At 61.0% G+C, this 14,518-nt stretch carries 13 protein-coding genes and 1 pseudogene; 5 read left to right on the plus strand and 9 right to left on the minus strand.

The window, feature by feature from the left end; translation table 11 throughout:
* Positions 1–597 precede the first annotated feature (597 nt).
* Both C6558_RS34765 and C6558_RS34770 read left to right on the plus strand, forming a co-directional pair.
* Positions 598–3,600, plus strand: a complete 3,003-nt coding sequence (locus C6558_RS34765) for an AsmA family protein (RefSeq protein WP_371412326.1) — start codon at positions 598–600, stop codon at positions 3,598–3,600.
* 232 nt (positions 3,601–3,832) lie between these two features.
* Positions 3,833–4,058, plus strand: a pseudogene (locus C6558_RS34770) (DUF3088 family protein); the annotation flags it as partial.
* 176 nt (positions 4,059–4,234) lie between these two features.
* Here the strand turns inward: C6558_RS34770 and C6558_RS39800 are convergent.
* Positions 4,235–4,462 (minus strand): hypothetical protein, encoded by a 228-nt coding sequence (locus C6558_RS39800; RefSeq protein ID WP_146160943.1) that lies wholly within the window; start codon positions 4,460–4,462, stop codon positions 4,235–4,237.
* On the opposite strand from C6558_RS39800, the gene fdxA reads away from it, so the two are divergent.
* Positions 4,449–4,787, plus strand: coding sequence for a ferredoxin (gene fdxA, locus C6558_RS34775; protein ID WP_057217566.1), 339 nt, complete (start codon positions 4,449–4,451; stop codon positions 4,785–4,787). The genes C6558_RS39800 and fdxA overlap by 14 nt on opposite strands.
* A gap of 26 nt (positions 4,788–4,813) precedes the next feature.
* Positions 4,814–5,701, plus strand: coding sequence for a dihydrodipicolinate synthase family protein (locus C6558_RS34780; protein WP_057217568.1), 888 nt, complete (start codon positions 4,814–4,816; stop codon positions 5,699–5,701).
* On the opposite strand, the gene C6558_RS34785 is transcribed toward C6558_RS34780, so the two are convergent.
* The 8 genes from C6558_RS34785 to C6558_RS34820 all read right to left on the minus strand — a co-directional run bounded on the left by C6558_RS34785 (position 5,686) and on the right by C6558_RS34820 (position 14,123).
* A complete protein-coding gene (locus tag C6558_RS34785; protein ID WP_347369216.1) occupies positions 5,686–7,008 on the minus strand; it encodes an amidohydrolase family protein in 1,323 nt (440 codons plus the stop codon). The genes C6558_RS34780 and C6558_RS34785 overlap by 16 nt on opposite strands.
* A 71-nt stretch (positions 7,009–7,079) precedes the next feature.
* Positions 7,080–8,003: a LysR family transcriptional regulator gene (locus tag C6558_RS34790; protein WP_057217570.1), complete on the minus strand. Its 924-nt coding sequence runs from the start codon at positions 8,001–8,003 to the stop codon at positions 7,080–7,082.
* 44 nt (positions 8,004–8,047) lie between these two features.
* Positions 8,048–8,821 carry an enoyl-CoA hydratase-related protein gene (locus C6558_RS34795; RefSeq protein WP_057223486.1) on the minus strand — a complete coding sequence of 258 codons (774 nt, stop codon included), beginning with the start codon at positions 8,819–8,821 and terminating at the stop codon, positions 8,048–8,050.
* Positions 8,818–9,975 carry a CaiB/BaiF CoA-transferase family protein gene (locus C6558_RS34800; protein ID WP_057223488.1) on the minus strand — a complete coding sequence of 386 codons (1,158 nt, stop codon included), beginning with the start codon at positions 9,973–9,975 and terminating at the stop codon, positions 8,818–8,820. Before C6558_RS34800 ends, C6558_RS34795 begins: the two co-directional genes overlap by 4 nt.
* Positions 9,972–11,327, minus strand: coding sequence for an FAD-dependent oxidoreductase (locus C6558_RS34805; RefSeq protein ID WP_107028435.1), 1,356 nt, complete (start codon positions 11,325–11,327; stop codon positions 9,972–9,974). The genes C6558_RS34800 and C6558_RS34805 overlap by 4 nt, the downstream gene beginning before the upstream one ends.
* Before the next feature lie 108 nt (positions 11,328–11,435).
* Positions 11,436–12,209 (minus strand): ABC transporter permease, encoded by a 774-nt coding sequence (locus tag C6558_RS34810; protein ID WP_225906586.1) that lies wholly within the window; start codon positions 12,207–12,209, stop codon positions 11,436–11,438.
* Between the two features lie 62 nt (positions 12,210–12,271).
* Positions 12,272–13,084 (minus strand): ABC transporter ATP-binding protein, encoded by an 813-nt coding sequence (locus tag C6558_RS34815; protein WP_107028436.1) that lies wholly within the window; start codon positions 13,082–13,084, stop codon positions 12,272–12,274.
* A gap of 4 nt (positions 13,085–13,088) precedes the next feature.
* Positions 13,089–14,123, minus strand: a complete 1,035-nt coding sequence (locus C6558_RS34820) for an ABC transporter substrate-binding protein (protein ID WP_107028445.1) — start codon at positions 14,121–14,123, stop codon at positions 13,089–13,091.
* A 212-nt stretch (positions 14,124–14,335) separates the two neighbouring features.
* Between C6558_RS34820 and C6558_RS34825 the strand changes: the two genes are divergently transcribed.
* Positions 14,336–14,518: aldehyde dehydrogenase family protein (locus C6558_RS34825; RefSeq protein WP_146160944.1), on the plus strand; the 183-nt coding region annotated here is incomplete at its 3' end.

Here is a 14,518-nt window from a genome sequence, read left to right on the forward strand (position 1 = left end):
GTGCGTCACACCCATAGTGGACACGCCGTAAGATTTTTTGCAGCACTGCTTCCCAAAGGAGAGGACCTACTTAAACAGCGAGAAACTGACGGAGGTCAAGACCGTCAGCAATGAGACCGTCGCCGGACGAACCATGGGTCAATCTATCGATTCAAAAATCGTACCCGAGGCTGTTTTAAGAGATGAACGGCTTTACCAGGATCTGGCGCTAGCACAAATCCTACAGTCATCTGGTGGTGCAGGACAGCAGCGGAAGATGCTCAGATCGGACCGGGTGAAAAACGATCGTCAATCGCTCGGTGCGTTTCGAATGCTACCACGAGAACTCGCATGCCGAGGTCGAGGGCGACGCGCAACTGGATGGTGATCGACGACTGGCTCGACCACATTTGTGATGATGTCGTTCTCGCCCGTCCCTTGAAGGTCGAGGCGATTGCCCTTGCGACGCACCCATGGCCCCACGGTTGCGGCGCGCTGCCACTTTCCCTGCCATATCGCTTACAACTCAGATCACTTGCTCCACAAGTCCACCGGCAGTTGCAAATCTTTTCACCCCGGAAAACGATAGCGAATCAGTTGTATTTGCGACGGGGACATATAATGCGATTCTTCCTTGGCTTTCTCGCGTTCGGTGCGCTCATTGCCGCCTCCATCCTCGTCTTGCCCAGCTTCGTTTCGAGCGAATGGATGCGCGCCGAACTCAGCCGAAAGCTCTCGACTGCAACAGGCAGCTCAATTGCCTTGAACGGCCCCGTCAGGCTGTCCGTATTCCCACATATGGCGGTGGTTGCCGAAACTGTCGTGCTCTCGAGCGAAGAAGCGGGCGTCACAGCCGAAATCGGAGAGGTTGCGGGCTCAGTGACACTCTCCTCCCTCTGGTCGGATCGCTTGCACATCAAGGAGATCAGGCTGGTTCAGCCGATCCTCAAATTGCACGAGAAGACAGGCAAAGCATCGCCCACAGAAGGCGGCAAGCTGGGCCGAGCCAAACCAGGCGATCCGCTTGCCGCGCTTGTCACTTTCCTGGAGCGAAGTGCAATCGACTCGGTCTCGGTTGTCAGTGGCACTTTGAGACAGCAAAGCACTGCCGGTGCGAAGCAGGTCATAACCGATATCGACCTTTCACTCGCAGTACCCGACATCGACGATCAACTTTCCCTTTCGGCGAGCGCCCGTATCGAGGAACGGCGCTACCAGATGACGCTCGCGATCTCCTCCGTGCGCCCGTTGCTTGAACGACAGCCAGCTGACCTGAGCCTTTCCTTCGAGGCGGATCCCGCCCCCGCCCCCGGGCTCTCCGCATTCGAGGCCTCCGGACAAGTCGCCCTCAACACCAATGGCAGCTACCAGATCCGCGGCGGCAAATTGCTCGTTGGAGACGAGGCTCTTGGCCTCGACGCACTCTTCATACCCGGCAATCGCCCGCGGTTTCTCGCTGACATCGACGCTGACCGGTTGGACCTGAGCGCATTTCTTGAGGCTACTACCTCGGCTTCGTCGCAACCCAACGCGAAATCGGAGAAGTCGGGCGCTTCGACGGGTTTGCAGCTTCTGACCGGGTTCGATGCCGATATCGGCGTGAACATCAGGGATCTTGTCCTTGGTGACATCTCGGCATCAGACGTTGCCTTGGCGGCAACGCTTAAGGACGGGCTGGTTACGGCAAGGATAGAACATCTCGGCATCGATGCCGGCAGCGTTGCGGCAAATATCTCTGTCGATATTCGCGAGGTTGAGCCGACCTTCAAGGGCCGCATATCCAGCAGCGGGCTCGATGTCGCCAAAGTGGCAAATCTGACCGGGCAATCCGTTCCTTTGACCGGGTCTGTCACGATCGATACCCGGTTCGCGTTTCGCGGCCTCTCGGGGGATGCCCTGAGAAAAACAATCAACATGACCGGCAGCCTAGGCCTGCACAGCGCCACCTTCATCGCGCCGGGCGTCGCCGATCCCTCGTTGAGCGAAGTCAAGATTAAGAAGCTGGCGCTCAGGATCGATGACTTTGCAAAACCGGGGCGTCTGTCGGGCAGCCTGGCCTGGCGCGGGAAACCTGCCGAAGTCGACTTGCAGCTACCGTTAGGCAGTCTCTTGGCCGGGGACCTCAACTCGGGGGGTATACCCCTGAAGCTTGACATGCGTATGCCGGGAGCGGCTCTTTCGCTTGATGGCAAAGCGGCCATTCCGAACGGCTATGCCGGCAAGCTGATTTTTTCGACAGCGGACGTTCGCGGGTTCCTTGGCTGGCTTGGACAGAGCGGCCCGGACAACATCGACCTATTTGCGTTCAACGGTGATGTCAGCGCGAGCCCGGCGAGCGTTCAGTTCGAAAGTGCCACTTTGTCGGTCAATGGTGTCGAGGGGACCGGGAGTGGATCTGTCCAATTCACGACACCATTGAAGATATCCAGTGCCCTCAAGTTCGCACAGCTAGATTTTGCGCGTCTCGCCGGCGCGCGCTCGAGTGCACCTCAATCGAAGGCGCAGGGAGCTGACCCTGCGCCCGATGCTCCGTTGGATTTCTCCTCGCTTCGATTGATCGATGCATCCATTAATGTCAACGCCGATAAACTTGGATACGGCAACGTATTTGCAGGGCCGGTGGCAACCACTCTTACCGTTGCCGATGGAGTCGCAAGTCTCAGCCTTCCTGAAAGCCCGTTCTATGGCGGCCATATTACCGCAAGCCTGAGGGCCGACGGCTCCGGGTCAGAACCGTCGATTGCTTTAAACGCCTCAATCACGGGCGCTTCGGCGGCGCCGCTTCTGACCGACATGGCAGGCTTCAAACATCTTGAAGGCGCGCTGCAGGCCAAGCTCGACTTAACGGGAGCTGGCAGCACGACTGGCGCACTCAAACAATCGCTTCAAGGCAGCGCGGATGTCCGGTTTTCCGATGGCGCCATCCGCGGCATCGATATCGCCGACGCCTATAACAACCTCGTTGGCCTGATGTCGTCGGGCTTCAAGCAGAATGAAAGCCAAGCGACAGGGTTCACTGAACTCAGTGCCTCGTTTGCCGTTGATAGCGGCGTTGCGCGAACCGAGGACATCAAGCTAATCGGCCCGCTCGTGCGCATGAACGGGACCGGGGAGGCAAATCTTGCGGACGGACAGATGAAGTTTCGGCTCGATCCGCGGGTGGTCGCATCGCTGGATGGACAGGGCGCCGAGATCTCAACTGACGGAATCGGAGTTCCGGTCCTGATCGAGGGGCCCTTTGCCCGTCCTCGCATATATCCCGATCTGTCGGGACTTTTGAAGAACCCCACCGCTGCCTTGGCGACACTGAAGAAGTTCGGATTGCCGACCGACACGCTGCGGATCGATGACCTGCTCTCCGACAAAGCGACTGGAGGATCCTTGCGCGACATCGTCGGCGGCGCCATCGACAAGACCCTCAAAGGCAAGCAAAACCAACCTTCCATCGAGGAGATCATTGACGGCAATGTGGCGCAGAGCGGCGAGGCGCCGCCGGATGTCCAAGCTGACGAAGACCCCGCTACTCTCGAACCCGCGGCCAGGCAACCGGTCCCTGGAGCGGAGCAGCCCGATCAGGACGCGGGGACGTTTGGAAATCTGTTCAACCGGCTTCTCCAATAGAGACAGGGGATTGTTGCAGTTCCCGGGCGTGGAGACGTAACCATCCTCCGCAGCCCCGTGCCTGGTCAAGCCGTTCCCGTGCGCCTGGTAATCTTAAAGCGCCCTTCGGCGCATGTCAGCACTGGGATGTGATCGACTTGTGGATGTCGATAGGGATCGGTGCAGCACGACGTTTCCGTGCCTGCAAACATCGTAACTTCGGATTATGCCTTCGCGGAGGTCGCACTCAATTCTTGCGCGAAAGATTGATGTTGAACGGATTGCGTGCTCGTCCGCGATCGCCCGTCATTGCTCTAGTAGGAGACATGAGTCAGTCCCTGCCGCTGCTTGTGCTGGCGGACGGCGAAACATCGAAGCATCAAACTGATGTTTTTCAAGGAAGAGCGTTCATTTCCGAAAAAAACAAAATCTTTGCCGCCCTGTCCGAAAGGCACGGCTTCCCAGATCCACATCCATAAGCTGGACTCCAGGGTTGATGTCCAAGGGTGAACCGCGATGTTCCCCTGCCGCGTCGAGCTCGATCGGGATACTTGCGGCCGATGCGGACCAGGAACGCCGGCGGCCGATTTCCGCAACCTGATGCGCGGAGCCAGGGACTTCGACGATCTCGTCTCCTAACGCGCCATTCGCGATATCATCGTCGGTCGTCGCAGCGCGGCACAACAGTGGCGCAAGCAAATGCGTCCAAAAAATCACCCCCATACCAAATCTTGAACTGATTGCGGCCAAAAGCTTGCAGCGTCCAGATGTTGCCTTTTTGGCAACCGTCACGGCGAATATCTATGCTTCTTCGCCGGAAGAAACTCTGAAACATTGGTGTTGCAAGCAACTCCTTAGAGGCAAGCAAGATGGCGTATGTCATTACAGAGCCCTGCATCGACGTGAAGGACGGCGACTGTACCGCGGCCTGCCCCGTGGACTGCATCTACGAAGGTGGCCGTACCTTCTACATTCACCCCGAAGAATGCATAAATTGTGGGCTCTGTCTGTCGATCTGTCCTGTCGACGCCATTGTCTGGGATCACGAGATCCCGGAGAGCCAGCGCCACTTCATCGCAGTCAACAAGGAGTTCTTCGACTCCGACGTGACCGGATTGGGATCGCCGGGCGGGTGGAGCAAGGAGTGCTCGACGGCGCTGGACCACCCGTTCGTTGCCGGCTTCGAGAGGGTAGCAACGTCACCATGACAACACTTCAGCAACAGGAACGAGACATGTCTGTGACAGAATTCCGTGGCGTCGTTGCCGCCGTGCCGACGCCGTTCGACGATGAAGGCCGGATCGATACCGAAGCCTTTGTCGAACATGCCAGCTGGTGCCTGAACAATGGCTGTGATGGCCTGAATGTGCTCGGCACGACAGGCGAAGCGAATTCGCTGTCTTTCGAACAGCGCAGCGCTGTCATGGTCGCTGTAGCCGAGGCGCTGGATACCAAAAGGCTGATGGTCGGAACCGGAACGCCTGATCTCGAGACGACGATCGCCCTGACGAGCCTTGCCGGCCGTCTCGGCTATGCGGCAGTGCTGGTCTTGCCGCCTTACTACTACAAGCCCGCCCCCGACGACGGGCTCTTCGCCTGGTTTGCCCGGCTCATTCGCGGCACCGCCAAAAACCCGATTCCGATGTATCTGTACAACTTTCCGCAGATGACCGGCATCACCTACAGTCCGGCCTTCGCCGCAAGGCTCGCCGAAGCATTTCCGGATCGCATCAAGGGGGCCAAGGACAGTTCGGGCGATCTCGACTATGCGCGCCAGTTGTCGAGGATCCCGAACTTCGCCGTCTTCCCGAGCAATGAGGCCACACTCGCCGATGCGGGCGCCGACAACTACGCCGGCACGATTTCTGCGACGATCAATATCGCCCCGGCCCTGTCGGCCAAGCTCTGGAAGAGCCAGGACGATACCCCCTTGCAGGATCGCGTGCTTCGGTTACGGCAGTTGATTGCCGCCAACCCGCTTATCCCGGCCGTCAAATACCTGGTCGCCAAGAGGTCAGGAAATCCAGTCTGGTACAATGCCGCCCCGCCGCAGCCTACCCTTAGCGACGCGCATCGGGAGACGCTTGACCTGATCGCCGCGCGTGCTTACCAGCCGGAATAATAGGCGCGCGTCGCCGCGGCGAGCTTGATCACCCGCGCGCGCTCGCCGGCCAACCGAGGTAGATCAGCGCGCGCCTGCTTCAGGAGTTCGGCCCGAACGCCTTCGTAGTCGACACGGGTCAGTCTTCCATCGCGCATGATCTCCCGTCCGCCGACGTAAAGGCCCTTTGCATGGGCCGCCGTCATCCGGACGAGCAGAATCTCAGCCTCATCCAGATCGCCCGTCAGGCTGTCGGCAATTAATGCGGCGTAATCCACGAGCACGAGGTCTTCGTTCACCGGCGCATTCAGGACTTTGGCGCCGACATGGATCGCTGCATCGAAGACCCGCCCGGCCGTGAAGGTCCGCGTCATGTCGCGGCCGCCATGCAACAGATGGGCCAGGCGCAGTTCCCGCCACAGATCCTGATCATCATCGAACCCTGTCCCATCCAGGCCGAAAGCGAAAGCGGGTCCATTCGCCGGCATGGCGGCGACGGGTGCCACGCCTGAACGCAGGCGTAAATTGGCCGACGGGTTGGAAACGAGCTGCACCCCACGCGCGGCCAGCAGCTCGAGTTCGTCCGGGCGCAACTGAACGCCATGGGCAACCGCGAGGCGCGGCGAGAGGAAACCGATATCGTCCAGATATCGCACGACACCCTGAGGGAAGCGCCGGTCCAGCCAGCACCGCTGCCGCGGACTTTCGAGGAGATGCATGTGAATGCGCCGGCCCGTTGCTGCAGATGCCTCGGCGATGCCTTCGAGCAGCGCATTGGAGCACCACTGCGGCCCGATCGGGCCGTACTGAACATCGATCAACGGGCTGGTGTTGCCGGCAGCGACAGCGTCGACTGCCGAAATCTGGACCATGGGCGGTGCGTATTTCGGGATCGAGGCGCTGATTTCCTTCCAGTCTGCCGGATCGAGGAACGGGCGCAATCGCTCCGGCCCGCCATCATAGGCCCACGGGTCGAAATCAAGCAGTGGGCAGGAGAGCGCGAGCCTGATGCCTAGCTCATCCGCGGCTCGCATCACAGCGCCAGCCTCGTCCACCAGCCGGTCGATGTTCAGAGAGTTGTGGCAATGCATCGTCGCACCGACGCCCGTTTGCGCCAGCCGAGAAAATGCTACGAGCGCTTCCAGGTAGGGGTCAGTCCGCGGCCTGAGCCGGAGGCCCGGGATCCACGTCTCCAGGGCATCGTCGATGTTGCCGAAATCGAGCGTGCGAATGCCATAGCCGTGGTCATGCGCGTTGACGGGCGGTGGCATGAGGAGAGCATTGGCCGGGATCGTTGCCGGGGAAATGCCGTCAGGCAAGTGACGCAGGAGGTCCGGCTCGCGTCGTGCGACTTCATGACCAGGGCGCAAGAGAAGTCGTCCCGGGATTGGTCCTGCGCTCACGTGCGGATAGCCTCCATGATCTGGTCGCTGAACCTCAACAGTTCCGCGCCGACGAACTCGATGACGGCCTCGGCCGCGTGTGTGCGCTGCCGGCGCCGCTGCACGAGAATTCCAACGTGCAGGTTCTGAAGGCGCGAGCCGGAAAGCGGTATGGCGACGACATCGCCCGAATTGATCTCCGCCAGGAAACCGATCGGCGTGAAGAAGGCCACGCCCTGACCGGAGATGATGAACGGCTTGAGCATCATCTGGCTGTTCGAGAGCACAAAGGGCCGTCCGGTCCGCTCAAAGACGGAGAGCTCGATTTCGATGAGCGAACGGATCGGTTGCGTGTCGAGTTGCAGGAGAAGGTCGTACTGGGCGCACTCGGCGAGCGAAACCTGCCGCTGCTTGGCCAGCGGATGCCCACGCCCGACGAAAGCCATCAGCGGCATCGGCACACGAAAGAGCATCTCGGTGTCGTCGGGCCGGGCCAGATCGAAGGTCAGGCCCATGTCGACGTCGCCTTCGGCGACCAGGCTGCTGATGTTGCCGTGACCGGCTGTGTGGATATGGAAGCTGACCCCGGGATGAACGCTGTGGAACGCGTTGACCATATCCGGCAGGAACTGGATGGCCAGACTGTCGAGACAGGACATCTGCACGCGGCCGGTCTTTTTTCCCTGCAAGGCGCCGAGGTCACTGCGCAGAAGGTCGAAATTCTCCAGCGTAGCGCGGGCGTGGCGCAGCACGTTCTCCCCGGCGACAGTCAGCCTCAGCCCATTCGAGAGCCGCTCGAACAGCGCAATCCCAAGCTCGTCCTCCAGCTTCTTGATTTGCCGACTGACCGCCGAGGAAGCCACATGAAGCTCCTCGGAAGCCTTGCGAATGGATCCGGACCGCGCGACCGAGACGAAGTATTTCAGGATGCTGGCGTGCATTCAATTGGAACCTTCCCTCCCCTGGGGCCCGCCTTATAGCACGCTCACCGTCCCCTCCAAACGGGCGCGCGCTTCTCCTGGAAGGCAGTGACACCTTCCAGGGCGTCCTCACTCTTGAGCGCCTTTACGAGCGCGGGCGTCCGCAAGCCCTGGGCCTCGGCCGGCGAAAGATGACCGGTCCGATTGACGGTCTGTTTGATCGCCCGAAGCGAAAGCGGCGCACAGGCGACGATTTCATCGGTCCAGCGCGCAACAGCCGCATCGAGCTCCTGCGGTTCGGCCACCTCGTTGACGACGCCGAAACCTTGCATCTCGGCGGCAGAGAACCGCCGGCCGGTCAAAAGCACACCCATCGCGAGATTGTGCGGGATCCGGCGCTGCAGCAGGACCATGCCGCCATCGAGCGGCAGGCGTCCGACGCGGGCCTCCGGCAGACCGAACGCCGCGGTCGTCGAGGCGACGACGATATCGCAGCCAAGGACCATTTCGAACCCGCCACCGAGCGCATAGCCGTTGACCTTGGCGATAACGGGAACATCCAGCGAGCGGCGAAAAGCCAGCCCTCCAAAACCGTTCGGTCGGCTTTCGGTCCAGTATTCGAGGCCCGTCGTTTCGGCCCCCTTCAGGTCGGCCCCGGCGCAGAATGCCCGTTCGCCGGCACCCGTCAGCACGACACAGCTTATGTCGTCGCGAGATTCGATCTCTTGCCAGATCGCCTCCAGTTCGCGTTCGGTCGCCGCGTCCACCGCATTCATTCGCTCCGGACGGCAGAGCGTGACGGTGGCAACGCGGCCCTCTACGACAAACTCGACGCTCATGCCGCATCTCCCTGACGCACAGCAATCGCCGAGAGGATCTCGTCGTTATGCTCACCGAGCTTCGGCGGGGCGATGCGCACCGTCACAGTCGCCGCCGACATGTCGATCGGCGAACCGATCAGCCGGACCGGACCGGCTTTGGTTTCGCCGGCATCCAGGATCATGCCATTGATCGTCGTCTGCTCGTCGTTAAGGGCTTCGGGAAGCGAGCGCACCGGCGCGCAGAGGATGTCCACCTGCTCCAGGCGGGCAAGCCAATGCGCGCTGCTGTTCCTCGCAAACGTCTCGCGAAACACCTGCTGCAATTGCGGGCGGCGCTTCATCTGCTCATCGAAGTCCGCAAATTGCGGCTGCAGGGACAGGTCCTCGATCTCCAGAGCGGTGCAGATATCCCGCAACGGATTTGGCTTGAACGCACCAACCATGACGATGGCGCCGTCCGTGGTTTCGAAAACGCCGGTCAGCGGGAAAGCGCCCCAGTTCAGGTCCTTCTCCCGCATCATATGCGTGGTGCCTTCCTGCATCTGCATGGCGAGCATGGAGCTGTAGAGGCTGACCGAGACCTGCTGGCCCTCACCGGTCTTGTCACGGTGCAGCAGCGCCAGCAGGATGCCTTGCACGAGGTGCATGCCGGCGGAATAATCGGCAAGCGGTGTCGCATAGATCGACAGCGGGTGGCTCGCATCCGACTTGCGCCGCATGACGCCCGAAAGCGCCTGCGCGAGAATATCCTGCCCGCCCTTGTGCCGATAGGGTCCCTCCAGGCCGAAGCCGGTGCCGACGGCATAGATGAGCCGCGGATTGGTCTTCTTGAGCTCCTCATAGCCAAAGCCCATGCGTTCCATGACATCCGGCCGAAAATTGTTGACGACCACGTCGGCCGTTTCGATCAGTGCGCGCACGGCGGCACGCGCCTCGTCCTGCTTGAGGTCGAGGGCCAGGCTCTTCTTATTGCGGTTGAGCGACGAGAAGACCGGATTGTTGAGGCCGTCCGGATCCGACCCCAGCGACCAGCGAGAGAGATCGCCGATCTTGGCCTTTTCGACCTTGATGACCTCTGCGCCATAGTCGGCCAGCATTTGCGTGCAGCAAGGACCAAGCATGACCTGGGTGAAATCGACGACGCGGATACCGTCGAGGGGAAGCGATGTCATTCTGCGGCCTCCAAATAGGTTGCATTTTCGGATGGAACGTCGCCTGGATCGGCGCCCTGGGCTCGGAGCTGCTTCTGGATCGCCCTGACATCGGCGTCTCGCACCTTCACGCCCGCGTTGAGAGCGACGGTTGCAGCAACACCTGCCGCCTCGCCCATCGCCATGCACGGCGGGATCTCGCGGCTCGACTTCTGCGCCTGGATCGTCGCGGAATAGTGCCTGCCTGCGACGATCAGCTGGTCGACTTCCTTGGGCAGCATCGCCCGGTAAGGCGTGTAGTAGTCACGACCGCGGCAGACCGTGTCAGAGAAGTGGCGGCGGGTCATCACATCGTCCTTGGTGACGACATACTCACCCTGAAGCAGGCGCGACTGGCGCACGCCCGTCTGCGGCGCAAAATCGATGACATAGGCATTTTCGAAGCCCGGCAGGTTCGCCCGGGCGAAATCGAGCAGGCGGGCGATGCGGCTGCGGCCCTCAAGTTCGGCATAGGTCAAGTCTTCGACGCGCAGACCGGAAAGCTTCGGCATATGTGGGCAGTTCAGCCAGATGACGCCGGGCAGCGGCGTCTTCAGCCACCAGAACGACCAGCAACCGCCGATCAGGCGCTTGGCTTCGTGATCGAGCAGCTTGAACCGTTCCGGTTCCTCGAACTCGAAACGCTCGGCTGCCTCGGTGTCGATACCGCCCCAGCGGGAAACCGTCGTCAGGATGAAGTTGCCGTCGGTATGCTGGGCGCCGGCGTCGGCGGCAACATCGAGGTCGCCCGACGCATCGATGACCACATCGCCCATGATGGCCTCGCGCCCTGCCTTGGTTTGGCAGACTACGCCCTTGATCGTGTTGTTCTCGACGATCGCCGACGAAAACCAGCTGTGTGTCCTGAGCTTCACGCCGGATTCGCGCAGGATGTCGTAGGCGACGCGCTTGAAGGCGTCCGGATCGAATGCGGCCGCGTAGCAGATCGGATGCGGCGCAGACGGCGTGTGGAAATCGAACAACCCCCAGCGCGCCCACCGACGCCACGCTTCCGGCGTATCGCGGAGATCGAGCTGGCGGTCGCCATCCGTCGGCGTGACGCAGAGGCCCAGCGTCTTCATCCGTTCGATCATCTCCATGCAGATGCCGCGCACGGTGATTTCGACGTTGTTGACCATGTCGTCGAGCACCAAGACCATACCGCCCGAGGCAAGGCCGCCCACATAGGGATAGCGCTCGAGCAGAGTGACGCTGGCTCCGGTGCGCGCCGCCGACACGGCCGCGGAGATGCCTGCCGGGCCGCCGCCGACGACGACCACGTCCGAGCGATCGACGATCTTGGCGTCACGCAAAGGCTCCCTGATTGTTTCCATTGTCGTTCCTCCATAGGGAAAGTGTCCGGCGAGATGTGAAAGAGTTCACAGCCAGTGACTTCGTTGGGTGGCCGGACCTGGATAGGTCCGGCTGCAGGTGTCTTGGGGTTAGTGGTCCGTCGTCGGCTTCCAGCGGACGATCTTCGATTCCGCGAACGAAACGGCGAAGAAGAGAACCACGGCGAGCGAGGCGGCGATCACGACGGTCGCATAGAGCAGCGGCGATCGGAAATTATAGGTCGCCTCGATGATCAGGGCGCCAAGGCCGTAGCTGGATCCGATCCATTCCGCGACGATAGCGCCCATGACGCTGCTGGTTGCCGCGATCTTCAGTGCGGCGAAAAGGAAAGGCAGCGAGCTGGGAAGGCGGACCTTCCAGAAAATCTCGGAGTTGCTGGCGGACAGGACGCGCATGAGATCGATCATTGCGGGGCTCGCCGACTTCAGTCCTTGGACCATGTTGACGAGCGTCGGGAAGAAGCAGATCAGGCCGGCGATGATGATCTTCGGCGCGATGCCGTTGCCCACGAGCAGCACCAGGATCGGCGCAAGCGCGATGATCGGGATCGACTTGATGATCACGGCGATCGGATAGAACGCCCGCTCGGCAAGCGGGCTGTAGACGAACCAGACCGCCAAGAGGACGGCAATGACGTTGCCGAACACGAAACCGAGAAACGCTTCCATGAGCGTCGGCCAGAAGTTCGTCCACAGGATGCCGCCATTTTCGCCGAAGGCCTTGATCACGTCGACCGGACCGGGCGCCATGAACGTTGGCACCGAGAAGCCCCAGACGACGAGTTGCCAAAGGAGGATGCAGCCGAGGATCGCGAGTGTTGCCGGCAGGTGTCTCAGGGCAGCGGCGGCGGCGGCATCTAGCATCCTGAACCTGTTGCCGTCCGTCAAAGCGCGGCCTTCCGCTTGCGAAGGAAGGGCATTTGCCATCAACATTCTCCCAAAAGTGTGCGCAGGTGGGCGGTAACCTGGATGAACTCGACCGTGTCACGCATCGCGAGGGATCGCGGATGTGGCAGGTCGACCTTCATGAACTCCTTGACGCGGCCGGGATGGGCCGCGAGCATCAGCACGTATTGACCGAGAAAGACCGCCTCCGGGATCGAATGCGTGACGAACAGAATGGTGGTCCCTGTTTCCTGCCAGAGGCGCAGCAATTCCTCGTTCAGCTTGTCGCGCGTGATCTCGTCGAGCGCGCCGAAGGGCTCATCCATCAACAGGATACGCGGGCGGGTGACGAGTGCGCGGGCAATTGCCACGCGTTGGCGCTGGCCACCGGACAATTCGTGCGGCAGCGCCTTTTCGCGCCCCTTCAATCCGACGAGAGCCAGCAAGGCCTCCGGGTCGGCGTAGGTCACTCCCGCCTCTCGTTTTCCCACCTGCAGCGGGAGGCGCACGTTGTCGATGACATTGCGCCACGGCAGCAACGTCGCCTCCTGGAAGACGAAGGCGAAATCGCGGCCCTCACGCGCCTTGCGCGGCGTCTTGTCGTGTACGGACACCGAGCCATCGCTGATGTGCACCAGGTCTGCGACCGTCCGCAGCAACGTCGACTTGCCGCAGCCCGAAGGGCCGAGCATGGTCACGAGCGAGCCGGCCGGTATCTCGACCGAAACGTCGGACAGGGCCGTGAAGCTGGAATCATCCGCACCGAAGCGAATGTGAAGGTTCTTCACCGATACCGCCGAGGCACCGGTGTTGCCGATCGGTGCCTGCTTGGGTCTGTTGAGCGTTTCCAACATCGCCTTATCCTACGCTCTTGCGGATGTCGGCCGTGGCATCGAGGATTGCCATCGTGTAGACGTCCTCCGCCTTCGGCACGGCCCCTTGGAACTGGCCGAGGTCCGCATAGGTCTTGATCTGCTCCTCCCAGTTCGTGCGGTCCATGCCACCCCAACCCACCGCGGCGGTGGCGTCGTTGAACACGAACTTCATCAACGGCCCGATAGTCTCAAGCTCGCTTGCCTTGTCAAGGTTCGGATAGGATTCGAGCAGGATATCGACGGCCTCTTCCTTGTTGTCGCGCGCATAACCCCACCCGCGCGCCGAGCCTGCGACGAATGCCGAAAGATGGTCGGCGTGATTTTCCAGCTGATCGTCGGTCGTGTAGTAGACATTGGCATAGAGCCGGATGCCGCCGTCCCAGAGGGTCAGGTCGACGCGGTCGTCCCCCAGAACTTTCAGGGCGTTGACGTTGGTAAGCCAGCCGCAGACCGCATCGGCCTGACCGGTCACCAGCTGGTTCATGTCCGACCCCATGTTGACGATCTTGACCTGATCTTCCGAGATCCCGTTCTTGGCGAGAAGCGCGCGCAGAAGGATGACCGACGTGGGGATGGCAGCGATCGTCTTGCCGATCATGTCCTCGGGCTTGGCAATGGGATTTGCCTTTCGAGAGAAATACGCGAAGGGATGCTTCTGGTAGCCGGCCGCGAATGCCTTGATCGGCGCGCCAGCCGAGCGGGCCAGCATGACCGACGGACTGGAGGAGACCTGCCCGATCGTCGACTGACCAACGGCGACGCCGGCGACACCATCGACATTCGGTCCGCCGGGTACGATTTCGAGCTCGATTCCCTTTTCGGAATAGTAGCCCTTCTTGCGAGCGACGAGCTCTCCGAGAAGTCCGTTGGAGGGTAGCCAACCGAGCTGCATGCGGATTGTGGCAGTATCTGCCGCGTGGCCTGCCGAGACATTGATCAGACTGTGCGCGGCGGCAATCGCGCCCACAGCGGCCGCATTCGAAAGGAACCCTCGGCGGTTCATCATGAAATGAGACATATCGTTCCCCTTGCTTGTTATGGGAGCGATGATGATCGAATTTGCCATCTCATAAAGCATAATTTTTAGCGCTAAGCATTGCCAATACGGCAACACCCAACTTTTCCCAGGTTTGCCGTTTCGGCAATGGCGGGGTCGAAAGATTGCTCTTTGTTGGAGCCCGCCGCCATTGGATAAGCAAACGCATCTCCAAGGCTCATCAGAGGATAGACATGACATACAGAAACCTGATCGATGGTGAATGGATCCACGGCAGCGATGCGGTCCGCAATATCAATCCGTCCGACACCAACGACGTGATCGGGGAATATGCCCGCGCCTCGGCCGAGGATGCGAAGGCGGCGATTGCTGCGGCCAAGGCGGCCTTTCCGGCCTGGTCGCGCTTCGGCATCCTC

The sequence above is a fragment of the Ensifer sp. NM-2 genome, from assembly GCF_003024455.1.
GTDB lineage: Bacteria > Pseudomonadota > Alphaproteobacteria > Rhizobiales > Rhizobiaceae > Ensifer > Ensifer canadensis.

Coding starts and splice junctions, on each gene's coding strand:
- C6558_RS34815 (WP_107028436.1), bottom strand. CDS start 13,084: ATGTTGGAAACGCTCAACAGACCCAAGCAGGCACCGATCGGCAACACC.
- fdxA (WP_057217566.1), top strand. CDS start 4,449: ATGGCGTATGTCATTACAGAGCCCTGCATCGACGTGAAGGACGGCGAC.
- C6558_RS34810 (WP_225906586.1), bottom strand. CDS start 12,209: ATGCTAGATGCCGCCGCCGCCGCTGCCCTGAGACACCTGCCGGCAACA.
- C6558_RS39800 (WP_146160943.1), bottom strand. CDS start 4,462: ATGACATACGCCATCTTGCTTGCCTCTAAGGAGTTGCTTGCAACACCA.
- C6558_RS34795 (WP_057223486.1), bottom strand. CDS start 8,821: ATGAGCGTCGAGTTTGTCGTAGAGGGCCGCGTTGCCACCGTCACGCTC.
- C6558_RS34805 (WP_107028435.1), bottom strand. CDS start 11,327: ATGGAAACAATCAGGGAGCCTTTGCGTGACGCCAAGATCGTCGATCGC.
- C6558_RS34800 (WP_057223488.1), bottom strand. CDS start 9,975: ATGACATCGCTTCCCCTCGACGGTATCCGCGTCGTCGATTTCACCCAG.
- C6558_RS34820 (WP_107028445.1), bottom strand. CDS start 14,123: ATGTCTCATTTCATGATGAACCGCCGAGGGTTCCTTTCGAATGCGGCC.
- C6558_RS34790 (WP_057217570.1), bottom strand. CDS start 8,003: ATGCACGCCAGCATCCTGAAATACTTCGTCTCGGTCGCGCGGTCCGGA.
- C6558_RS34780 (WP_057217568.1), top strand. CDS start 4,814: ATGTCTGTGACAGAATTCCGTGGCGTCGTTGCCGCCGTGCCGACGCCG.